The sequence below is a fragment of the Streptomyces sp. SID14515 genome, assembly GCF_010548505.1.
Classification (GTDB): domain Bacteria; phylum Actinomycetota; class Actinomycetes; order Streptomycetales; family Streptomycetaceae; genus Streptomyces; species Streptomyces caviscabies.
The window spans coordinates 130,565-150,999 of sequence record NZ_JAAGMH010000070.1 but is presented as its reverse complement, the minus strand read 5'-3'; the positions used below and the strand labels follow the sequence as shown (position 1 = coordinate 150,999).

The following is a 20,435-nucleotide window of genomic DNA, read 5'->3' as shown; positions in this document are numbered from 1 at the left end:
TTGAGGGGTGTACCGGTTCCTGCTGACCCCGCGATGGTGGGGGATCAACCTCTTCGTCGTGCTGGCCATCCCGTTCTGCGTGTTCATGGGCACCTGGCAGCTCGGCCGCTTCGAGGACCGTGTGCAGTCGCACGAACAGGCGGAGAAGCAGCCCGATCCCAGTACCCGGGCCGCGAAACCCCTGGACGAACTGCTGCCCGTCGACAAGGTGACCTCCGGCCGCCCGGCCGTCGCCACCGGCACGTACGCCGACCAGTTCCTGGTGCCCGGCCGCGAACTGGACGACCGGCAGGGCTTCTACGTCCTGAGCCTGTTGCGTACGGACAGCGGCAAGGCGCTGCCGGTGGTACGGGGCTGGCTGCCCGGTTCCGCGAGCGACACCCGGGTGCCGGCCGTGCCCGAGGGCGAGGTCACGGTGACCGGCGACCTCCAGGCCTCCGAGAACACGAACAGCGACGGCGTCAACGTCCGGGGCGGGCTTCCCGAGGGCCAGATCGGCATGATCAGCGCCGCGACCCTGGTGAACCTCGTCCCGTACGACGTCTACGACGCGTGGGTGACGCTTCCCGAGGCCGAGGCGGGCGGTACGGGCGGCGCGATGAAGCCCGTGCCCGCGGCGGCCCCGCAGGGCAGCGGCCTCGATCTGAAGGCCTTCCAGAACCTTGGCTACACGGGCGAGTGGTTCGTCTTCGCCGGCTTCGTGCTCTTCATGTGGTTCCGGCTGGTGCGCCGCGAGGCCGAGGCCGTGCGCGACATCGCACTCGGCCTCGTCCCGGAGGAGCCTGCCACCGAGGAGCCTGCCGCCGAGGAGGCGACGACCCCCTCGGCACCGGAGGGCTCGGAAGCCCGGGAGGCCTCGGGAGCTCCGGAGGAGCCTGCTCCGGCCTCGGAGGAGGCCCCTGTTCCGGCCCCGAAGGGCCCGGAGCGCTCCGCGGCCCCGGACGACCCGTCCTCGCCGGACTACGACGCGGCGAGCACGCCCGTGCGGTAGATCGTGCCCGAGCAGGCGTTGGGGATCTTCGTCTCCGCGGTGGGCGCTCCCGTCTCCGGGGTGTGCGTCACCGCGACGCTGCCCTCCGCCGTGCCCCCGCCGTCCTCCTGAAGCGACTGCGCCTCGACGCCGGACTGGTCCGTGCCCTCGCCGACCGATCCGCCCGCGCCGTCCGCCGACGGGGTCGGGGTCGGTGAGGGGCCCGTGGTCGGGCAGGTGTCGGTCGGCACCCAGGCGAACTTGACCTCGTACGCCATGGTCGGCTTCAGCAGCACCGTGCCCGGCTCCTGCGAGGGGTCGGGCAGGCCGGGGGCCGCGTCGCCCGCGGCGTGCTGGACGACGCCGATCTTCAGCGGGTCGGCCGCGCCGAGGGCGGTGAAGCCCACCGTGCCGTTGCTGCTGACCGTGCATTCCTTGGCGGACACGTTGGCGATCTTGAAGCTGCCGTAGACCGTGCCGTCGGCCCCCGGTGCGTCGGTGCCGGCGGAGGCGACGCCGAGCTGGCTCGGGTCGCAGACCGGCAGGGACGCGAAGTCCACACTCGGGGAGTCGGGCTCCTCGCCCTTCACCGCCCCCTCGGGATCGCTGCCCCGCCCTTCGGAGGGGCTGGGGTCCGGGTCGGCCTCGCCGACACCGCCCTCGCTCTCGCGCTCGGTGGGCTCCGCGGTCCGCCGTCCGGGCTCCTCCGGGCCGCTCTCGTCGCCGTTACCGCCCTGGGCCTGCTCGCCGTGTCCGGCGATGGCGGGGCGGGCGGTGGACTGGCCGTCCGAGGTCGCGACGTGGACGAAGGCGGGGACGGCGGTGCCGATCAGCAGGGCCGCCGCGGCCGCCCCGACGACGGCCTGCCGCCGCCTGGCGCGGCGGGCGGGGACGGCGCGGTGGAGATGGTCGAGGGTCCCCTCGGAGGGGGTGATGTCCCGCACCGCGCCTTGCAGCATGCGGCGCAGGGCCACCTCGTCCAGCTCGTCGGCCGTGGGTGCGCCCCGGTCACTGGAGAAGAGGTCGGTCAGGGTGGCGAGGAGATCGTCGTCGGGCGCTCCGGGGGCGTCGTCGGCGCCTGACCCGGACTTCGTGTCGGACTTCGCGGCAGCGTCCGCGGCGGCACCGGACCCAGTCTTCGCGGCGGCGTCCGCAGCGGTGCCGGACCCGGCCTTCGCGGCGGTGTTCGCGGCGGTCTCCGTATCCGCGTCCGTGCCCGAAGGCGTACCCGCGTCCGCGCCCGAATGCGTATCCGTATCCGCGCCCGCATCCGCGTCCGCCGTCGTCCCGGCCGGCCGCGGGTCTCGCTCGTCGGGGTCCTCACCGGCCCCGTGGTCCGCCCGTTCCGGCGGGGCGGGATCCGGGGTCTCGTCCGGCTCGGGTCCCGCGCTCCCGGCGTGCGGGCGATCCGGATCGGTGTGCGGAGTCTTCTCCGGCCCGTGGTTCACAATTCCGTTTCCCGTCGGGTCATTCTCGTGCCTGTGCTCGGGTCCCTGTTCGGGGCTCTGCTCCGGCCCGCTCATGCCTGGGCCTCCATCACGACGCGCAGGGCCGCGATGCCCCGGGAGCCGTACGCCTTGACCGACCCCAGGGAGATGCCCAGCGTCTCGGCGACCTGGGCCTCCGTCATGTCCGCGAAGTAGCGCAGCACCAGCACCTCGCGCTGGCGCCGCTGGAGCCCCTTCATGGCCTTGATCAGCGCGTCCCGCTCCAGCTGGTCGTAGGCGCCCTCCTCCGCGCTCGCCATGTCCGGCATCGGCTTGGAGAGCAGCTTCAGCCCGAGGATGCGGCGGCGCAGCGCCGAGCGCGAGAGGTTGACCACGGTCTGGCGGAGATACGCGAGGGTCTTCTCCGGTTCGCGGACCCGGTTGCGTGCGGAGTGCACGCGGATGAACGCCTCCTGCACCACGTCCTCGCAGGACGCGGTGTCGTCCAGCAGCAGGGCCGCGAGGCCGAGCAGGGAACGGTAGTGGGCGCGATAGGTCTCGGTGAGATGGTCGACCGTGGTTCCAGCTGCCACCGTCTCTTCAGCACCCCCGCGCTGCGAGGGCAACTGGGCCGGGCGCGCAGCGGGCATGGGCGCGATCACCGGCATGCCGCCGGGCGCGCGGGGCCGCCGGAGCGGACGCACCGAAGCGCCTCGCAACGGGCCCACCACTGTGATGTCGAGAACCTCTGCCACGCCTGTTGGACACGCTGCCCCCCGTCAGGGTTGTACGCGGACGGCGCCACGTTCGACGCTGTGCGACATGCCCTCATACGTACCTGCTCTTCCCCGAATGCCCCGTAATGGCGTCCAGCCACGCAAGAAGTGACCGCATAGACGCCGCCCGGCCGAGGTGCGGTTGCGTAAGGCCGGGAGATCATCGTCGGATACGACAACGCCCCAGCTCAAGAGGTTCAGACCAGCTAATTGCTCACAGGGCGTTCACGAATCCTACAAAACAGGTTCGATCATGCTCGGGGAAATTCGGCGGCGACCGATTCGGCGATCTGCGCCACGTTCAAAGCCGCACCTTTTCGGAGATTGTCACCGCAAAGGAACATTTCCAGGGCATGGGGGTCGTCCATCGACCGCCGGACGCGGCCCACCCAGGTCGGATCCGTGCCGACCACATCGGACGGGGTGGGGAAGTCTCCGGACGCCGGACTGTCGAAGAGCACCACGCCCGGGGCGGTCGCCAGGATCTCGTGCGCCTTGTCGACGGCGACCTCGTTCTCGAAGCGGGCGTGGACGGACATCGAGTGCGTGGCGACGACGGGGACGTACACACAGGTCGCCGTGGTCCGCAGATCCGGCAGGCCCAGCACCTTGCGGCACTCCTCGCGGATGGCGATCTCCTCGGAGGACCAGCCGTCCCCGGCGTCCGTACCGGCCCAGGGCACGACGTTCAGGGCGACGGGTGCGGCGAAGGGGCTGTCCGCCGTGGACGCCTCGTCGCCGAGGGCCCGTCGTACGTCTCCGGGGTGGGTGCCGAGATCCGTGCCGGCCACCAGAGCCAGCTGCTCGCGCAGGGCCGCGACGCCGTCCCGGCCCGCACCGCTGACCGCCTGGTAGGAGGAGACGATCAGCTCGCGCAGCCCGAACTCGGCGTGCAGCGCGCCGACCGCGACGATCAGCGACAGCGTGGTGCAGTTCGGGGACGCGACGATGCCGCGCGGCCGGAGCCGTGCGGCATGGGGGTTGATCTCGGGGACGACCAGCGGCACGTCGTCGTCGAGCCGGAAGGCCGCCGAGTCGTCGATGACGACGACGCCCTTGGAGGCGGCGATCGGGGCCCAGTGGGCGGACACCGCGTCCGGCACCAGGAAGAGGGCCACGTCGACGCCGTCGAACACGTCCTCGGTGAGTGCGAGAACCTCGCTCTCCTCACCGCGCACGACCAGCTTGCGGCCGGCCGAGCGCGATGAGGCGACGAGTCTGACCTCGCCCCAGACATCCGCGTGCTGCGAGAGGATCCGGAGCATGACACCGCCGATCGCCCCGGTCGCGCCGACGACCGCGAGCGAAGGGCGGTGTCCGGTCATCGGCCGGTGCCTCCGTAGACGACGGCCTCGTCGGAGTCGCTGTCGAGACCGAAGGCGGTGTGCACGGCGCGCACGGCCTCGTTGACGTCGTCGGCGCGGGTGACCACCGAGATACGGATCTCGGAGGTCGAGATCAGCTCGATGTTGACGCCCGCGTCGGACAGCGCCTCGAAGAATCCGGCGGTGACGCCCGGGTTGGTCTTCATACCGGCGCCGACCAGGGAGATCTTCGCGATCTGGTCGTCGTAACGGAGCGAGTCGAAGCCGATGGAACCCTTGGTCCGCTCCAGGGCGTCGATGGCCTTGCGGCCCTCGGCCTTGGGCAGGGTGAAGGAGATGTCCGTCAGCCCGGTCGACGCGGCGGAGACGTTCTGCACCACCATGTCGATGTTGACCTCGGCGTCCGCGATGGCACGGAAGATCGCGGCCGCCTCGCCCGGCTTGTCCGGGACGCCGACGACGGTGACCTTGGCCTCCGAGACGTCATGGGCGACTCCGGAGATGATCGCGTGCTCCACCTGCTGGTCCCCTTGCGGCTCGTTGCTGACCCAGGTGCCGCGCAGTCCGGAGAAGGACGAGCGGACGTGGATCGGGATGTTGTAACGACGTGCGTACTCGACGCAGCGGTGCAGCAGCACCTTGGAGCCGGACGCGGCCAGCTCCAGCATGTCCTCGAAGGAGATCCAGTCGATCTTCTTCGCCTTCTTCACGACGCGGGGGTCCGCGGTGAAGACGCCGTCGACGTCGGTGTAGATCTCACAGACCTCGGCGTCCAGCGCGGCGGCCAGCGCGACGGCGGTCGTGTCCGACCCGCCGCGGCCGAGGGTGGTGATGTTCTTGCCTTCCTGGCTCACGCCCTGGAACCCGGCGACGATGGCGATGTTGCCCTCGTCGATCGAGGTCCGGATGCGGCCCGGCGTGACGTCGATGATGCGCGCTTTGTTGTGGACCGAGTCGGTGATGACACCGGCCTGGCTGCCCGTGAACGACTGGGCCTCGTGGCCCAGGTTTTTGATCGCCATCGCCAGCAGGGCCATGGAGATCCGCTCACCGGCGGTCAGCAGCATGTCGAATTCACGGCCGGTAGGCATCGGAGACACCTGCTCGGCGAGGTCTATCAACTCGTCCGTCGTGTCGCCCATCGCGGACACCACGACAACCACCTGGTTGCCGTTCCTCTTGGCGTCGACGACTCGCTTGGCGACCCGCTTGATGCCCTCGGCATCGGCTACGGAGGAGCCTCCGTACTTCTGCACGACAAGGCCCACGTGCGCTCCTCGCTCAGTCATTACTGCGGTCGGCTCAGTTTAACGAGCAGCCCGGAATCGACCCGCCCATACCAGATGGTGAGATGTCCCGCTCATCACCCGGTACGGCGTGTCGCTCCGAACTGCTCGTACGGGGCTGTTGCCCACCCAGCCCGCGAGCACTCCCGTTTGTGTCCCAGCCCACACGATCGGGCACGGGTCGGCGAGCCGGGAGCGTCAGTCGGCGTACGTCTCAGTCGGCGTACTCCTTGAGCTTCCCGGTGTCGAGCGCGAAGCCGACCGGCTCGGGCAACTCGACGACCGCGCCGAAGGGCCGAGTGGTGGCGGAGCGGTACGCGCCCTTCTCCGGCTCGGTGAAGACGGTCACCGAGCACGCCTCACGGTCGACAAGAAGGTAGACCGGAATGCCGGCCGCCGCGTAACCGTCGGGCTTCTCGACCCGGTCGCGCCGGTTGGTGTCGGCGTCGTGGGAGGTGACTTCCACGGTCATCAGTACGCCGGTGGGGGCCGCCCACTCCCCGGCCCCGGCGAAGTGCTCGTCGGGGGCGAGAACGCCGTCCGGGCGGGCGCGGCCCTTGCGGTAGGTCTCGATCGCGAGGCCCTGATCGGGAAAGAGCGACAGTTCCGGGCGCCGTTGCATGCACTGCCTCAGCAGCCACATGACGATCGCCCCGTGATTGCCGTCGGGCACGGGCTTGACCTGGACCTTTCCGTGGATGAACTCCAGCCGCACCAGCTCGGGCGCTCGGCGGGCGAGTTCCTCGAACTCTTCGGTGCTCATCTGGGGCTGGGCGGTGGTCCTGGGGGTCATGGCGTCGCCTCCTCGCCTCCATGGTGCCCCGACCGGGATCTCCTGCACGCTCATCGGCGCGACCTCGGCGCCGGAAGGACCGGGCGGACCGTGGCCGAGCGAAGTTCGGCCACGCGGGCGGCCACGTCGACCTCGGCGCGCGGGCGGGCCAGAAAGGTGTCCGGTACGTCGCCGGTCAGGCCGGCCGCCTCGTCGCGGGCGATGTCGGCGCGGCAGTCGCGGCAGACGCCGTGGTCCAGCGTGGTAGTCGTCTCGTCCTCGTCACAGAAGAGGCACATCACCACGGCCCCCACGATCTGCTCGCTCGGGTGGCCCTTCTCCGGCTGGGGGGCGGGGCTCGGCGGCATCTTGGTCTCCAGTCGCTTACGGACGAAACGCCCGGCGGAGTGCACGGGCGTCGGCAGGCCCGAAGTCAGGGCCTGGTTGATCTGTTCGCGGCCGACGCCGCGCGCCAGCCACTCCCCGACCAGGTGTTCCAGCTCCACGCAGTCGCCCTCGGCCAGCTGAAGCCGCGGCTCACGGCGGCCGAGCCCGGCGAGGACGTCGTACGCCTCCGAGCGCGGGGCGCGCGCACCGGGCTCGGAAGCGGGCTCGGTGTCCGCCGGCTCGTCGACGGCAGCGGGCGCCGGTGGCTGGCCGGGCGCGTCCATGCCCCGGACGAACCGCACATGGGCGGCCCACCAGTCGGCGTCGCGGGCGGTGCGGGAGAAGTACGTACGCGTCACCCAGCGCATCTGGCCGTCGGCCACGGTGACATGGACCTTGATACGGCGAAGGTGTCCGGCCCGGGTCAGCCGGTCGAGCGCGCTGCGGCACGCCTGCTGCCCGTAGTCCGGCAGCTCCTCGGCGAGCACCTTGTAGCCGATCGCCGCGCCTTCGGGGAGCCGGTCGATGTACGCGGCGATGGCCGCCTCACGCGGCTCCAGACCGGCGAAGTCGGCGGCGCGGGGCGGGGCCTGGTCGGGAGCGTCGCGCTTTCCGTACCCGACTTTCGCCATGGGGTGGGCGGGAGAGCGCAGGGCAGCACTAAGGTTGGCAGCAGCCATGGGGATCGAGCCTTTCGACAGCGGCGATCTCTGACGGTCAGACCCCGGTCGGTGTTGTGAGCACCACCGGGGTTGTCCGTTTTACGGATAGTGGGTTGCTGATCGTGAACCTAGAGCGTGCATACGCTCCGACGCAACCTGATCACTGAACGTCATTTCTGGTCGAACTCGCGCAGTGCGCAGCGGAGTTCGGAACCTGACCAGGAAGGGAGGGTGGGTGGGTTGAACCCAACCACCCATTCCTACAGAAGAGGACTCGGGGCCCGGGGCTCGCGGCTCGAGGCTTGAGCCTCGGGCGGACCTGCGGGGGTGCCGCCCGGAGCGGGCTTCACTCTCCGGCCTCTGGAGTCGTAGCCCGACTCCCGCAACACCTCCTGCAGCATGCGCAGTTCTTCGCAGGCTTTTACCGCGTGGGGGTGCCCGTCACCCATGACACGCACGACGTCAGTCACCCACTGTTCCAGCAGCGCCACCCCACGGACCGTGTGCCCGGCGTAAAGAAGCGACACCGCAAGCCCCTTCCGCGCATTCAGCACCTCAGGGTGATCCACGCGCAACGCCTTCTCGTAGCGGGGCAGCACCCGTTCGAGGAGTTCGACCAACCGTTCCGGCACACCTGTCTCCAGTTGCACAGCCACAATGTTGACCTGCGCCTTCAAGGTGTCCGGGGCATCCTCGCCGAGTGTCCGGGCCAGACCGGCGTGCGCGCGTTCCATCAGAGGCAGCGCACGGGACGGGTCCCCCGTCTTCGCGTACGCCGCAGCGAGGTTGTCCATCGACGTCAGGGTGTCCCGGTCGTCCTCACCGAGCACCCGCAGGCGATCGTCGAGAGTCCGTTCATGGAGCAGGACTGCGCGCTCGGTGTCCCCCAGGGCCAGATGGGAGATTGCGAGATTGTTCCGCGCCCGCAGCGTCTCGGGGTGGTCATCACCCCACAGCCGTACGGCGGCCTCCAGCGACCGTGCGAAGTACGCGTTCGCGGGACGGGGTTGCCCCTGAGCATCGAGGTACTGAGCCGTTCCGGTGAGGATCAGATCGGTGGTCTTGGTGTCGTCCACCGGGGCCGTAGCCGCGAGCAGAGCTTCCGCGTGCGGGAGAAGCGCGTCCCATACCGGCCAGCCCGCCGTATTCCCTCTCGCGTCCCCGGGAAGGTCCCGCAGCAACAGGGCAGCAGCAAGGTGTCGGGCGTTCTCGACGACGTCCGGCGACCGGTGCGGATCGTCGGGCGAAGGAGAGCGGCTGACCGTCTGCACCAGCCGGTGCACGCTGAACGTCTCACCGCTGAGAGCGATCATGTGGTAGTCGGCGAGCAACGCCAGACACTCGGCCAGGTCCAGCGGGTCGTCGAAGAGGCCGACGAGCAGGCTCCGAGGAATATCCGTGGACGCGTACCAGGCGGCGAGCCGCAGCACGGCCACGGCCCTCGGATCGATCTCGTACAGCGCGTCCAAGGTGATTCGCCAGACGCGGGCCACGGTGCGGGACGCATCGCCCGCCGTTCTCTCCGCCATATCACCGGGGCGACGGACGAGGAGCGCGCGGTACTCGCCGACCGACAGGCCGGTTCGGGCGATGTAGGCGCCTGCCTGCTCAAGAGCCAGCGGAAGGTGGCCGAGATCGTCGGCGAGCGTCCGGGCATCGGCCACGGCGCTCGTCCGCGTCAGCCCGGTCAGCAGTTCCAGGGAAGCGGCGGGCTCCAGGACATCCAGGGCCAGCGCTTGCGCCGTCCAGCCGGCACGCAGGCGGGTGGTGATCAAGTGGCGTCCTGCCCCCGCCAGTTGCCCGGTGACCTCGTGCACATCCTGGGGACGCTCCGCGTTGTCGAAGATCAGGAGCCAACCCGGGTGCGTCTGGAGCCACCCCATCGCCCAGTCCGCCGCCTCCTCCGTGGCGAGGTCACCCGGGCTGCCGCCGCGCAGTCGGCGTGCCAGGGCCGCCAGGTCGGCGGCGATCAGCTCGGGACTGTCGGCACGCAGCCACCACACCACGGTGTACGAGGAGGCGTGCAGGCGGGCGTAGTGCAGGGCCAGCGTGGTCTTTCCGATGCCGCCCAGGCCCTGGATCGTCTGCGTGATCGTCCGGGAACCGGTGGAGAGGGCCTCGGCCAGTTCGGCCAGCACGCGGTCACGGCCGACGAAGGTGGCGGACGGGACCTCCGGGAGGTTGTTCAGGCCGGGCGGGACGTCGCAGTCGTAGGCCGTCGTGCGGGGGGCCGCCGCCCCGGTGGCCGTGATGGCAGCGGGCACCACCTCGGCCCCCGCCGCCTTCATGACCATGGCGAACCCGGGCCGGGCGACGAGCGACGCGATCGGAACCGCTCGGAGCTGGTTCGCCGGGTAGTCGCGGGCCCGGTCCTCGACGACGACGCCGACGAGGTGGTCGCGGAAGAACAGCGCGGCCCCGGAGGCTCCGGACCAGCGGGAGGCCCCGCCCCGGTCGGCGGGGCCGGGCGGAAGGGACGGGGCGGCGACCTCGTCCACGTACACCGTGAGCAGGCCCGACTTGAGGCCGGTCAGGCTCTCGATACGGCCGGAGATCTCCTTGGTGTCGCGCACCTTCCCCCGTACCTCCGAGCGAGGAAAACCCACGGCGCGGCACGGCAGTCGGGCTTCCGTCGCCGACAGCGCGGACGCGTCGAACCGGCCCCACCGGACCGGCTCTCCCGCCGGACCCCAGGCGTCGCCCGTGATCCGGAGCAGGGCCGCGTCCGCCTGGGGTTCGCGGTCCAGATCCGGGGCCCGCTCCGGCCACAGCAGCTCCGCCGATGCCCAGGGCCCGCCGAGCGGCCTGGCCTCCAGATCCGTCGCACCCGCCACGTTGTGGAACGCGGTGAGGACGAGAGCATCGGCCACCACGTAGCCCGTTCCGGCGCGGCTCGTCGCCGGATTCCAGATCTCGACAACCCGTCGAGCGTCCACCCCACCGCTCCCGTTACTCCGGGCGCTGCGCCGACTCGTCGGCGATGAGCTTGTCAGCGCCCGTCGCCCCGTCGACCGGGTACAGGGTGAGCTGAAGACGGTTCGTGGCGCCCCTGCCGGCTGCCGCCTTGGCCTCCGCGCCGAGACCGAACGGCAGGACGGACACCTTCGTCCGCCCCTCGACGTCCTTCTTCACATCCACGGTGAACTCCAACTCCACCGGCCCCGTACGGAAGTTGACCGGCTGCCCGCGCCCCTGGATCTCCGCACGCCGAAGCTCGTCGCGGATCGCCCCGATCGCTTCCGCGAGCCCCACCCATACCTCGTCCGCCATCACTGCTCCCCGTCCTCATTCGTCCCGACCACCCGCGCTCCACAACACGGAAGCAGGGGGCGCGGCAAGAACAGTCAGCGTATAGACGCGGAGGCCGCCCGGTCCCGGAGTCACCCGAAACCGGCTCAGCCCGCCGTCAGTGTCTCCACGTCGAGGACCGGGGTGTTCTGCGCGGCCGCGATGCGCCAGACTCCGTCGTCCTTGGCGAGTACGTACGTCGGGGTGCCCGGGACCGCCTCGGGGTGGGCGGCCATGAGCTCGGAGGGGTCCTCCTGGCCGTGGAAGATCTCGTCCAGGTACTCGCCTCCGGCGCGGGCCGCCGGGCGCTGGCGGATCTTGACCGCCGCGATGTCGGGGCGGATGAAGAGGATCAGGTCGACCGTGTACGTGGCGGTCACCGGGGAGTCCGCCTGCGGGGGCAGCACCTTGCGGGTGAAGGCGCTGATCTCCGGCAGGCCGGTCAGTCGCTTGCCGTGGGCCGTCGTCCAGAGGGCGTCCTCGCGGAAGCCTTCGAGGAACGCGTCGGGCAGGGCGTTCTGCTGGGCGTGCTGCACTCCGGCGACGAACGCGACGATGGCGTCGACGTCTTCCTGCGGGGCCGGTACGCCGATGACGGTGGGCGCGGGGGCGGCAGGGGTTGCGGGGGTCGTGGCGCTCATGGGGCATCTCCTTGTGGGATGCGGCCGTTGCGTCGGCCGTTCATCCGGAGCCTCTTCCCTCAACCGCGGTTGAGGTCAAGAGGTCGCCCCCGCCGCCCAACCAGCATGACTTCGCGACTGGTTGGGCGTTCCGCGGCGTCCGGCCCCTCAGGCCGCGCCGACCGTCCGGTCCCCGTACTCGATGGACACCTTGATCTTGGCGCCAAGCGCTGCGGCGTAGGTGCGCATGCTTTCCAGATTGTGGATCTCGCCCCGTTCGATCTGGGACACCCGCGCCTGCGAGATACCGACGGACTTGGCCACCTGCGCCTGGGTCAGGCCCTGCTCCTCGCGGATCACCCGCAGATGGTGTCCCAGCACGTACGCCTCGGTGGCCGTACGCGCCGCCTGCCTGCGCCCTTCCCGTTCGGCGTCGGTCGCCTCCGGGCGGGCCGCACGCATCCGATGCTTCACCTCTGCCCAGCTACTGTGCTCGCTCATCGGACACCTCCAGGGTCCCTGGGCGCTCCAGAAGCGGCCCGATATTCGTCGTAACGGCGTTCGGCCACCGGAATCGACTCGCGGTACCAGTCATTCCACCGGCCGGCCTTGTCACCGGCCACCAGAAGGATGGCCCGCCGCCCCGGGTCGAAGACAAAGAGAATGCGGACCTCACTCCTGCCGGAGCTGGCCGGCCTCAACTCCTTGAGGTTGTGGATGCGGCACCCCTGCAGCCGGTCCACCAGCGGCCGACCCAACGTAGGCCCGCTGTCCGCAAGCATGTCGACCGCAGCTTCGACAAGGTCCGCCGTCACCGGATCCTCCTCCGCCAGCCTGAGCAGCCACAGCTCCACCGATGAGTGAAGGTTGATCTCCCAGTTCATGCTTCGCATCTCAGCGTACGCCGTGACTAGGTAGAAGCGTTTCCTTATACCCTCAGCTCAAACGAGTGAAAGCAACATCGGCGAACCACTGGTCGCCCTACTTCACCGGCCGCAGGCCCAGCGGTGCCGCGATCTCCTGGAGCATCACGCGGCCCGCCTCCTCGGCGAGGTCGTCCTCGCCCGGGTCCTGGTCGGTGTCCAGGCCGTCCAGCTCCTCCAGGGGCTGGCCGAGGCGGATGTGGGCGACCAGGGACTGGAGGGCGCGGAGGGTGGCGGAGGCGGTGGAGCCCCAGTTGGAGAAGTACGAGAACTGCCACCACCACAGCGCCTCGGCGGTGCGCTCGGCGTCGTAGTGCGCGAGGCCGTGGCCGAGGTCGGTGACCAGGTCGGCCAGGTCGTCGGAGATCCGGTGCGGGACCGGGGCCTTGCGGGGCTCGTACGGGTCGAAGACCTCGGAGTAGACGTCGATCGGCTCCAGGAGCGCCGCGAACCGCTCGCGCAGGCCGTCCGCGTCGGGCTCCGCGCCGAGATCCGGTTCGTACCGCTCGTCGGGCAGGACGTCCTCGTACGCGCCGAGGCGGCCGCCCGCGAGCAGGAGCTGCGAGACCTGGAGGAGCAGGACCGGAACGGCCTCTTCCGGTTCGTCGACCTTGGACACCTCGGTGACCGCGACGATGAACGTCTTGATCTGGTCCGCGATCTGGACGGCGAAGTCGCCCGGGTCCTGCGTGACGGAGTTCAGCGTGGCGTCAGACATCGAGGGGACCTCCCGTGGGCGCGGTCACAGACGGTGAAGCGGACGACGAAGCGGACTGCATGACGTACGGGGGCCGGGGGCTCACGGCGGTGGGGTCAGACATCCAGCAGCCGCCTCCCCTCGAAGGCGCGGCCCAGGGTGACCTCGTCGGCGTACTCCAGGTCGCCGCCGACCGGCAGGCCGCTGGCCAGGCGGGTCACCCTGAGGCCCATGGGCTTGACCATCCGCGCCAGGTACGTCGCGGTGGCCTCGCCCTCCAGATTGGGGTCGGTCGCGAGGATCAGCTCCGTGATGGAGCCGTCCGCGAGCCGCGCCAGCAGCTCGCGGATGCGCAGGTCGTCCGGGCCGACGCCCTCGATGGGGCTGATCGCCCCGCCCAGGACGTGGTAGCGGCCCCGGAACTCGCGCGTCCGCTCGATCGCGACGACGTCCTTGGGCTCCTCGACCACGCAGATGACGCTCTGGTCGCGGCGCGCGTCCCGGCAGATCCCGCACTGCTCCTGCTGCGCGACATTGCCGCACACGGCGCAGAACCGGACCTTGTCCTTGACCTCCAGGAGGGCGTGCGCGAGCCGGCGTACGTCCGTGGGCTCGGCCTGCAGGATGTGGAAGGCGATCCGCTGCGCGCTCTTGGGACCGACGCCGGGCAGCCTGCCCAGTTCGTCGATGAGGTCCTGAACAACGCCTTCGTACAACGGAACGCCTCTCTTTGCTTCCTGCTCCGTACCGTAGTGGGTACGGGTCGGTACCAGTAGGCCCCGTGGGGCCTGGCTCCCGCCGGTCCGGCCAGAACGGTCCGGTCAGAACGATCCGGTCAGAACGATCCGGTCAGAACGATCCGGTCAGAACGGCAGGCCGGGGATGCCGCCACCGCCGCCCAGGCCCTGGGCCAGCGGGCCGAGCTTCTCCTGCTGGAGCGCCTGCGCGTTCTCGTTGGCCGCCTGGACGGCCGCGACGACGAGATCGGCGAGCGTCTCGGTGTCCTCCGGGTCCACCGCCTTCGGGTCGATCACCAGGGCGCGGAGCTCTCCGGAACCGGTCACGGTGGCCTTCACGAGACCGCCGCCCGCCTGTCCGTCGACCTCGGTCCTGGCCAGTTCCTCCTGGGCCGCGGCGAGATCCTGCTGCATCTTCTGGGCCTGCTGGAGCAACTGCTGCATATTGGGCTGGCCACCACCGGGAATCACGGTCACTCCTGGCATTTCGACGACAAATGTTTCGGTAAGCCGAGCCTACGTGCTCCCCGGTCACCGCGCTCCACCCGCCGGGGACCAACTCTTTCGGGTGAGATTCCGGACCGGGCGTGAGTGCTCCTATACCTGACCAGCGGCCGTGTCCAGGCGGGAATCCCGCGATTTCGACCCCACGGCCCACCATTCGGCGGTAGGAAGGGCATGCACATCGGCACACGAGCGTGCATGTGTGGTGACGCAGAGTTACCCCGCGAGGGTCGTCGGTCGTGCGGGCCGGTCCGGGCCGGGCCGGTTCGGTCCGGCCCCGGGAAGCCCTACGCGTCCGTCCCGTCCGTCAGAGTGCAGAGGAGTGCCCCGGTGAGTCAGCCGGAGATGCAGCCCGAGGGGCCGCCCCGCAAGGAGTCCGATGCGGGATCCGGTGAGAACGGAGCTGAGCATTCCGATTCCGGCCCGGGCAGAGAACGCCCCGGGGGGCGCGACCTGACCGGGCGCCCGTTCCCGCTCGGCGACTGGGGCGAGCCGGCCGAGCGGCTCGACGAGCTCTACCGCTGGGTCGAGACCGGCGCCCTGGACACCGCCGACTGGTATCTGAACGACCGGATCTGGAAGCGCCGGGCCGCCAGGGCTCTGCGGATGGGCACCGCCGCCGGGGTGGTCGCCGGGGCCGCCCTGCCGCTGCTCGACCTGACCGGCACGCTGAGCGGCTCGGCGGGCTGGGGCTATCTGTCGCTGCTGCTGGGGGCCGCCTGTATGGGCTGCGACCGGTATTTCGGCCTCACCTCCGGGTGGATAAGGAACCTCGCCACGGCCCAGGCCGTGCAGCGGCGGCTCCAGGTGCTCCAGTTCGACTGGGCCTCGGAGTGCGTACGGGAGATGCTCGGGCCGACCGAGGGCACGGCCAGCGAGGCGGCCGAGCGGTGCTTGGGGGTGCTCCGGAGGTTCTCGGAGGACGTCACCGAGCTGGTGCGGTCGGAGACGGCGGACTGGATGGTGGAGTTCCGGGCCGGGCCCGCGCCGATGGGCATGCAGGCCCTGGCGACGGGGAGCGCCGGGGGGCGGGGTGAGCCGGGGGCTCTGCCGGGGCGGTTCTCGATGCCGTCGGTGGCGGCGCGGCCGAACATGCCGCGGCAGCGGCCGCCGGAGTCGCCGCCGCGGTGAGGGTTCCGGGGCGGTGAGGGTGCCGGGGCGGTGGGGTGCGGGGGCGGTGGGGTGCCGGGGGTACGGGGTGATGCTTCGGGGGCGCTGCCCCCGTACCCCCGGTCCTCAAGCGCCGGACGGGCTGAGATTCGGCACCCCGGTCCGCGAAGAGCGGGGCGGGCCGAGATTCAGTGCCCCGGTCCGCGAAGAGCGGGGCGGGCTGAGATTCGGCACCCCGGTCCGGGAAGAGCGGGGCGGGCCGAAATGCGGCGTCCCGGTCAGCTGAAGATGATCATTGAGCCTTGTGCCAGGCTGCGGGTCGCCGCCGCGTGGAGGCCCAGCCAGACGTGGCGTTCCCGGGCGAACGGGCTGTCGTCGTAGGGGATCGGGTCCGCCGGTTGTTCCAGGGTGGTGGGCCCGGCGGGCGGTTGCGGGGCGGCCGGCGGGTTGGCCGGGTCGATGCCGATGGACGGGGCCACGAACTCCAGCTCCCGCAGCAGCCCGTGCGCGGAGCCCAGCGGACCGCCGCCCGCCAGGAGCGCGTCGTCGGAGAGCGGGGCCGGGAAGTCCACCGGGACGTACGCCCCGGCGTGGTCGTAGTGCCAGACCAGGTGCGACTGCTGCGCACCCTGCTCGAACATCTCCAGGAGCTGCTCGTAGTCGCCGTCGAGACCGGCGACGGGGGTGACCGCGAGGCCGCTCAGCTGGAGCAGGTAGGCGCGGCGCAGGAAGTGCAGGGCGTCGTAGTCGAAGCCGGCCACGGGGGCGACGTCCCCGGTGAGGCCCGGCATGTACGCGTAGACGGGGACGGGCGGCAGCCCGGCGTCGTTCAACGCCTTGTCGTAGACGGCGATCTCTTCGGCGAACGGATTGTCGGCGCTGTGGCACAGCACATCGACGAGGGGGACCAGCCACAGGTCACAGGCCACGAAGTCTCGCTCTCGGAAGGGTTCGGGCGATCGTCGGGACAGCGTAATGCGGGGCGAACCTCACGCACAGTGCCCCGGCGACTCCGGCGACTCCGGCGCCCCCGGCGCCCCGGGGGCGTCCTTCCCGGCCTCCCGTGCCTCCAGCCGGTCCGCCCAGGCGAGCGCGTGTGCGTAGTAGGAGTGCATGGCGGCGTGGACCTGCTCGCGGTCGCCCCGGGCGATGGCCTCTACCAGCTCCTCGTGGCCGAACCACAGCACGCCCTCGTCCATGCCGTCGCGGCGCAGCCGGTGCACGGCGAACACCCAGGCCTGGACGCGGAGCTTGGTGAGGAAGTCGGCGATGTACGGGTTGAGGACGAACTGCCCCAGCTCCCGCCAGAACCGCAGGTCGTACCCGATCAGCACCTCGAGATCGCCGCCCTTGGCCGCGCGGACCGCCTCCGCGGCCCGCCGGCGGATCGAGGCGAGGGCCTCGGGCCGGACGACGACCCGCTCGGCGGGGTTACGGAAGAGGCCCTCGACGACGAGGGCGCGGGCCTCGGCCATCGCACGGTAGTCGGCGACGGTGAACTCGCGCACCTGGAAGCCGCGGTGCTGGTCGGAGGCGAGGAGCCCCTGTGCGGAGAGGTCGAAGAGCGCCTCGCGGACGGGCGTCGCGGAGACCCCGTACTGCTCGGCGATCTGCTTGACGGTGAACTCCCGGCCGGGCGGAAGACGCCCCGCGAGCACCTCGTCCCGCAGCGCGTCGGCGATCTGCTGGCGCAGGGTGTTGCGCGTCACACCTCCGCTCGAACCCATGCCGGCCCCCATCCGTCCGTCCCGTCCGCCCCCGTTCGCCGGCCGTTTCCGGCGGGGGTCACTCTGGCTCGGGTCACCTTAAGCCAGCGCCGCCGCTGTGCCCGATTCCGGGCACGGCGGGGAGGCGCACGGGGTCGATCGCGTACGGAATCGGGTCGTCCGGTTACTCGGCGTACGGGCCGGGAGCGCGGACGGGGTGCGGCCGGGAGTGCGGACGGGGGTGCGGCCGGGAGCGCGGACGGGGTGCGGACGGTCGGACGTGCCGCTCTACGCGCCCTGTCCGCCCTGACCGCCCTGTCCGCCCCCTGTCAGCCCTGTCCGCCCTGCACCGTGTACGTGTCGGCGACGGAGAGCGCGACGTCCAGGGCCGCGAGCCCTTCCTTGGCCTCGGCCTCGGAGACGTTGCAGGCGGGGACGGCGTGGGTCCGGTTCATGTTGATGAACGGCCACAGCCCCTGCTTCTTCGCCGCCGCACCGAAGGCCGCCATCGGGGCGGCGGCCTCGCCGGAGGCGTTGTACGGCACGAGCGGCTCGCGGGTCTCCCGGTCGCGGACCAGGTCCAGCGCCCAGAACGCGCCGAGGCCGCGGACCTCGCCGACCGAGGGGTGGCGTTCGGCGAGTTCGCGCAGGCCGGGGCCGAGGACGGTCTCGCCGATCCGGGCCGCGTGCTCGACGACCTTCTCGTCCTCCATCACGCCGATGGTGGCGACGGCGGCGGCACAGGCCAGCGGGTGCCCGGAGTAGGTGAGGCCGCCGGGGTAGGGGCGGGTCTCGAAGGTGGCGGCGATCTCGGCGTTGATGGCGACGCCGCCGAGCGGCACGTAACCGGAGTTGACGCCCTTGGCGAAGGTCAGCAGGTCCGGCACGACGTCGAAGTGGTCGGCGGCGAACCAGGCGCCGGTGCGGCCGAATCCGGCCATCACCTCGTCGAGCACGAAGACGATCCCGTACCGGTCGCAGATCTCACGCACGCCGGCGAGGTAGCCCGGCGGCGGCGTCATGATCCCGGCCGTGCCCGGAATCGTCTCCAGGATGATCGCGGCGATGGTGGCCGGGCCCTCGTAGGCGAGGGTGTCCTCCAGGTGCTGGAGGGCGCGGGCGCACTCCTCGGCCTCGTTGGCGGCGTGGAACGGCGAGCGGTAGAGGAACGGGGCCCAGAAGCGGACGACGCCCGCCGAGCCGTTGTCGGAGGGCCAGCGGCGCGGGTCGCCGGTGAGGTTGATCGCGGTGGAGGTGGCGCCGTGGTACGAGCGGTAGGCGGAGAGCACCTTCGTACGGCCGGTGTGCAGTCGGGCCATGCGGATGGCGTTCTCGACGGCCTCGGCCCCGCCGTTGGTGAAGAAGATCTTGTCCAGGTCGCCGGGGGTGCGCTCGGCGATGAGGCGTGCGGCCTCGGAGCGCGCCTCGATCGCGAACGCGGGCGCGAACGTGGCGAGTTTGCCCGCCTGCTCCTGGATCGCGGCGATCACCGTGGGGTGCTGGTAGCCGATGTTGGTGTAGACGAGCCCGCTGGTGAAGTCGAGGTAGCGGTTGCCGTCGTAGTCCCAGAAGTAGGACCCCTCGGCGCCGGCGACGGCGAGCGGGTCGATGAGGCCCTGGGCGGACCAGGAGTGGAACACGTGCGCGCGGTCCGCGGCCTTCACGGCCGCACCGGCCGCGGGGTCGGCGTACGGGGCATGAGGGGCATGAGGGGTCATGCGGCGAGCGTAGGCGCTGGTGGGGCGCGCCTCCATGGCCACCTTGTACGGCCTGGGGCGGATGGATCGGCAAGGTGTCGGGGGTTGGAGGGCCCACCACCCATTGACAGCATGCTGTCGACATGACAGTCTTCTGTCATCGAGCCGAGGAGGTCATCATGACCAGCAGCAGCGACAGAACCGTGCATCTCGCCGTCTACGACACCTTCGCCGACTGGGAGACCGGGCACACCACCGCTCATCTCGCGCAGAACGGCTACACCGTGCGGACCGTGGGCCTCTCCCGTGAGCCGGTGACGACCATGGGCGGCCTGCGCGTCCAGCCCGATCTGTCGCTGGACGAACTGCGGGCGCAGGACAGCGCGTTGCTCATCCTGACCGGTGCGGCCGAGTGGGACACGGGCGACGCGCTCGCCCCGTTCGCACGGGCGGCCCGGGGCTTCCTGGACGCGGGTGTGCCGGTCGCGGCGATCTGCGGGGCGACGGCCGGGCTGGCCCGGGAAGGGCTCCTGGACGACCGGGCGCACACGAGCGCGGTCTCCTTCTACCTCGCGGCGACGGGGTACGCGGGCGGCGCGCGGTACGTGGACGCGGACGCGGTCACGGACGGCGGGCTGATCACGGCCGGGCCGACGGAGCCGGTGGCGTTCGCGCGGGAGGTCTTCGCGCGGCTCGGGGTGTACGACGCGAAGAAGCTGGACGCGTGGTACCGGCTGTTCCATGACTCGGACGCGAGCGCGTACGAGGTGCTGCAGGGTGAGTGACGGTACGGAGGCGGGTGCGGGTGCCGGCGCGGGTGTTGAGGACGTCCGGGTTCAGCAGGACCTGCTGAGCCGGGCGGCGTTGACGGTGTTCCGGCTGAACGGGCAGTTCCTCGGGGTGGCCGAGGAACTGGCGCGGCCGGGCGGTCTGACGGCGGCGTGGTGGCAGGTGCTGGGGGCGGTGCTGCCGGAGCCGTTGCCGGTGGCGGGGATCGCCCGGGCGATGGGGATCACCCGGCAGAGCGTGCAGCGGATCGCGGACCTGCTGGTCGAGCGGGGGCTCGCGGAGTACGCGGAGAACCCGGCCCACCGCCGCGCGAAGCTGTTGCGGCCGACGGAGGCGGGGCGCGACGCGGTGTCCCGGATCAGCCCGTCCCACGCGGAGTTCGCTGCGCGGCTGGTGGAGGAGCTGGGGGTGGAGGGGTTGGCGGAGGCGGTGCGGGTGCTGGAGCGACTGTCGGGCACCCTGGACTCCCTCACGGCCTCGACCCCGTCCGGCGCTTGAGGCCTCGGCCACCCAGCCCGGCCAGCGCTTGAGGCCTCGCCCCCCCCAGCCCGTCCGGCGCTTGAGGACAGAACCAGGACGGTGTCGGGCCTCGACCACCCCAGCCCGTCCGGCGCTTGAGGACGGAACCAGGACGGTGTCGGGCCTCGGCCATCCCAGCCCGTCCGGCGTTTGAGGACGGAAGCCTGACGGTGTCGGGCCTCGGCCTGAACGTGTGGGTTCCTCCGGGCACCGCCCCTCGCGTGCGCACGGCCCCTGTCC

General features: G+C 71.2%; 21 protein-coding genes. 4 read left to right on the top strand and 17 right to left on the bottom strand.

Features of this window, described 5'->3' with window-relative positions; genetic code table 11:
• Window positions 1-7 precede the first annotated feature (7 nt).
• A complete protein-coding gene (locus G3I54_RS14170; protein ID WP_164614628.1) occupies window positions 8-991 on the top strand; it encodes an SURF1 family cytochrome oxidase biogenesis protein in 984 nt (327 codons plus the stop codon).
• Here G3I54_RS14170 and G3I54_RS14165 read toward each other — a convergent pair.
• The 14 genes from G3I54_RS14165 to G3I54_RS14100 all read right to left on the bottom strand — a co-directional run bounded on the left by G3I54_RS14165 (window position 961) and on the right by G3I54_RS14100 (window position 14,341).
• A complete protein-coding gene (locus tag G3I54_RS14165) occupies window positions 961-2,493 on the bottom strand; it encodes a hypothetical protein (RefSeq protein WP_164614626.1) in 1,533 nt (510 codons plus the stop codon). The two genes, G3I54_RS14170 and G3I54_RS14165, sit on opposite strands and share 31 nt — an antisense overlap.
• Window positions 2,490-3,065, bottom strand: a complete 576-nt coding sequence (locus G3I54_RS14160; protein ID WP_164614678.1) for a SigE family RNA polymerase sigma factor — start codon at window positions 3,063-3,065, stop codon at window positions 2,490-2,492. Before G3I54_RS14160 ends, G3I54_RS14165 begins: the two co-directional genes overlap by 4 nt.
• A 359-nt stretch (window positions 3,066-3,424) precedes the next feature.
• Window positions 3,425-4,498, bottom strand: coding sequence for an aspartate-semialdehyde dehydrogenase (locus G3I54_RS14155; protein ID WP_164614624.1), 1,074 nt, complete (start codon window positions 4,496-4,498; stop codon window positions 3,425-3,427).
• Window positions 4,495-5,766, bottom strand: a complete 1,272-nt coding sequence (locus G3I54_RS14150; protein WP_137235118.1) for an aspartate kinase — start codon at window positions 5,764-5,766, stop codon at window positions 4,495-4,497. The genes G3I54_RS14155 and G3I54_RS14150 overlap by 4 nt, the downstream gene beginning before the upstream one ends.
• Window positions 5,767-5,998: 232 nt before the next feature.
• A complete protein-coding gene (locus tag G3I54_RS14145; protein ID WP_164614622.1) occupies window positions 5,999-6,577 on the bottom strand; it encodes a Uma2 family endonuclease in 579 nt (192 codons plus the stop codon).
• A 50-nt stretch (window positions 6,578-6,627) separates the two neighbouring features.
• A complete protein-coding gene (locus G3I54_RS14140; protein ID WP_164614676.1) occupies window positions 6,628-7,575 on the bottom strand; it encodes a hypothetical protein in 948 nt (315 codons plus the stop codon).
• A gap of 290 nt (window positions 7,576-7,865) precedes the next feature.
• Window positions 7,866-10,541 (bottom strand): tetratricopeptide repeat protein, encoded by a 2,676-nt coding sequence (locus G3I54_RS40140; protein WP_164614620.1) that lies wholly within the window; start codon window positions 10,539-10,541, stop codon window positions 7,866-7,868.
• Window positions 10,542-10,554: 13 nt separating this feature from the next.
• The gene (locus G3I54_RS14130; RefSeq protein WP_203686188.1) at window positions 10,555-10,875 is read right to left on the bottom strand and encodes a trypco2 family protein; all 321 of its coding nucleotides are present in this window, start codon (window positions 10,873-10,875) and stop codon (window positions 10,555-10,557) included.
• A gap of 125 nt (window positions 10,876-11,000) precedes the next feature.
• Window positions 11,001-11,534, bottom strand: coding sequence for an SgcJ/EcaC family oxidoreductase (locus G3I54_RS14125; protein WP_164614617.1), 534 nt, complete (start codon window positions 11,532-11,534; stop codon window positions 11,001-11,003).
• A gap of 147 nt (window positions 11,535-11,681) precedes the next feature.
• Complete coding sequence (locus G3I54_RS14120) at window positions 11,682-12,014, bottom strand: helix-turn-helix transcriptional regulator (RefSeq protein ID WP_164614615.1); 333 nt, start codon at window positions 12,012-12,014, stop codon at window positions 11,682-11,684.
• Window positions 12,011-12,397: a type II toxin-antitoxin system RelE/ParE family toxin gene (locus G3I54_RS14115; protein WP_164614613.1), complete on the bottom strand. Its 387-nt coding sequence runs from the start codon at window positions 12,395-12,397 to the stop codon at window positions 12,011-12,013. The genes G3I54_RS14120 and G3I54_RS14115 overlap by 4 nt, the downstream gene beginning before the upstream one ends.
• Before the next feature lie 97 nt (window positions 12,398-12,494).
• Window positions 12,495-13,154 (bottom strand): DUF5063 domain-containing protein, encoded by a 660-nt coding sequence (locus G3I54_RS14110; protein ID WP_164614611.1) that lies wholly within the window; start codon window positions 13,152-13,154, stop codon window positions 12,495-12,497.
• Between the two features lie 95 nt (window positions 13,155-13,249).
• Window positions 13,250-13,849: a recombination mediator RecR gene (recR, locus tag G3I54_RS14105; protein ID WP_164614609.1), complete on the bottom strand. Its 600-nt coding sequence runs from the start codon at window positions 13,847-13,849 to the stop codon at window positions 13,250-13,252.
• 147 nt (window positions 13,850-13,996) lie between these two features.
• Window positions 13,997-14,341, bottom strand: a complete 345-nt coding sequence (locus tag G3I54_RS14100; RefSeq protein WP_003967515.1) for a YbaB/EbfC family nucleoid-associated protein — start codon at window positions 14,339-14,341, stop codon at window positions 13,997-13,999.
• Between the two features lie 363 nt (window positions 14,342-14,704).
• Between G3I54_RS14100 and G3I54_RS14095 the strand changes: the two genes are divergently transcribed.
• The gene (locus G3I54_RS14095; RefSeq protein ID WP_164614607.1) at window positions 14,705-15,505 is read left to right on the top strand and encodes an SLATT domain-containing protein; all 801 of its coding nucleotides are present in this window, start codon (window positions 14,705-14,707) and stop codon (window positions 15,503-15,505) included.
• Window positions 15,506-15,762: 257 nt separating this feature from the next.
• Here G3I54_RS14095 and G3I54_RS14090 read toward each other — a convergent pair whose 3' ends face one another.
• From G3I54_RS14090 to G3I54_RS14080, 3 genes are all read right to left on the bottom strand, one after another.
• On the bottom strand, window positions 15,763-16,413 hold the full coding sequence (locus tag G3I54_RS14090) for a hypothetical protein (protein ID WP_103511176.1): 651 nt from the start codon (window positions 16,411-16,413) through the stop codon (window positions 15,763-15,765).
• A gap of 60 nt (window positions 16,414-16,473) precedes the next feature.
• A complete protein-coding gene (locus tag G3I54_RS14085) occupies window positions 16,474-17,211 on the bottom strand; it encodes a GntR family transcriptional regulator (protein ID WP_164614605.1) in 738 nt (245 codons plus the stop codon).
• A gap of 308 nt (window positions 17,212-17,519) precedes the next feature.
• Window positions 17,520-18,908, bottom strand: coding sequence for an aspartate aminotransferase family protein (locus G3I54_RS14080; protein WP_164614603.1), 1,389 nt, complete (start codon window positions 18,906-18,908; stop codon window positions 17,520-17,522).
• Window positions 18,909-19,066: 158 nt separating this feature from the next.
• Here G3I54_RS14080 and G3I54_RS14075 point away from each other — a divergent pair, with 158 nt between their 5' ends.
• Window positions 19,067-19,672, top strand: coding sequence for a type 1 glutamine amidotransferase family protein (locus G3I54_RS14075; RefSeq protein WP_164614601.1), 606 nt, complete (start codon window positions 19,067-19,069; stop codon window positions 19,670-19,672).
• The gene (locus G3I54_RS14070) at window positions 19,665-20,174 is read left to right on the top strand and encodes a MarR family transcriptional regulator (RefSeq protein ID WP_343240334.1); all 510 of its coding nucleotides are present in this window, start codon (window positions 19,665-19,667) and stop codon (window positions 20,172-20,174) included. Before G3I54_RS14075 ends, G3I54_RS14070 begins: the two co-directional genes overlap by 8 nt.
• Window positions 20,175-20,435: the final 261 nt, after the last annotated feature.

Excerpts from the sequence above, each read along its gene's own strand:
- G3I54_RS14155 (WP_164614624.1), bottom strand. The coding sequence starts at position 4,498 with ATGACCGGACACCGCCCTTCGCTCGCGGTCGTCGGCGCGACCGGGGCG.
- G3I54_RS14075 (WP_164614601.1), top strand. The coding sequence starts at position 19,067 with ATGACCAGCAGCAGCGACAGAACCGTGCATCTCGCCGTCTACGACACC.
- G3I54_RS14140 (WP_164614676.1), bottom strand. The coding sequence starts at position 7,575 with ATGGCGAAAGTCGGGTACGGAAAGCGCGACGCTCCCGACCAGGCCCCG.
- G3I54_RS14085 (WP_164614605.1), bottom strand. The coding sequence starts at position 17,211 with ATGGGTTCGAGCGGAGGTGTGACGCGCAACACCCTGCGCCAGCAGATC.
- G3I54_RS14165 (WP_164614626.1), bottom strand. The coding sequence starts at position 2,493 with ATGAGCGGGCCGGAGCAGAGCCCCGAACAGGGACCCGAGCACAGGCAC.
- G3I54_RS14125 (WP_164614617.1), bottom strand. The coding sequence starts at position 11,534 with ATGAGCGCCACGACCCCCGCAACCCCTGCCGCCCCCGCGCCCACCGTC.
- G3I54_RS14115 (WP_164614613.1), bottom strand. The coding sequence starts at position 12,397 with ATGAACTGGGAGATCAACCTTCACTCATCGGTGGAGCTGTGGCTGCTC.
- G3I54_RS14130 (WP_203686188.1), bottom strand. The coding sequence starts at position 10,875 with ATGGCGGACGAGGTATGGGTGGGGCTCGCGGAAGCGATCGGGGCGATC.
- G3I54_RS14120 (WP_164614615.1), bottom strand. The coding sequence starts at position 12,014 with ATGAGCGAGCACAGTAGCTGGGCAGAGGTGAAGCATCGGATGCGTGCG.
- G3I54_RS14110 (WP_164614611.1), bottom strand. The coding sequence starts at position 13,154 with ATGTCTGACGCCACGCTGAACTCCGTCACGCAGGACCCGGGCGACTTC.
- G3I54_RS14080 (WP_164614603.1), bottom strand. The coding sequence starts at position 18,908 with ATGACCCCTCATGCCCCTCATGCCCCGTACGCCGACCCCGCGGCCGGT.
- G3I54_RS14145 (WP_164614622.1), bottom strand. The coding sequence starts at position 6,577 with ATGACCCCCAGGACCACCGCCCAGCCCCAGATGAGCACCGAAGAGTTC.
- G3I54_RS14160 (WP_164614678.1), bottom strand. The coding sequence starts at position 3,065 with ATGCCGGTGATCGCGCCCATGCCCGCTGCGCGCCCGGCCCAGTTGCCC.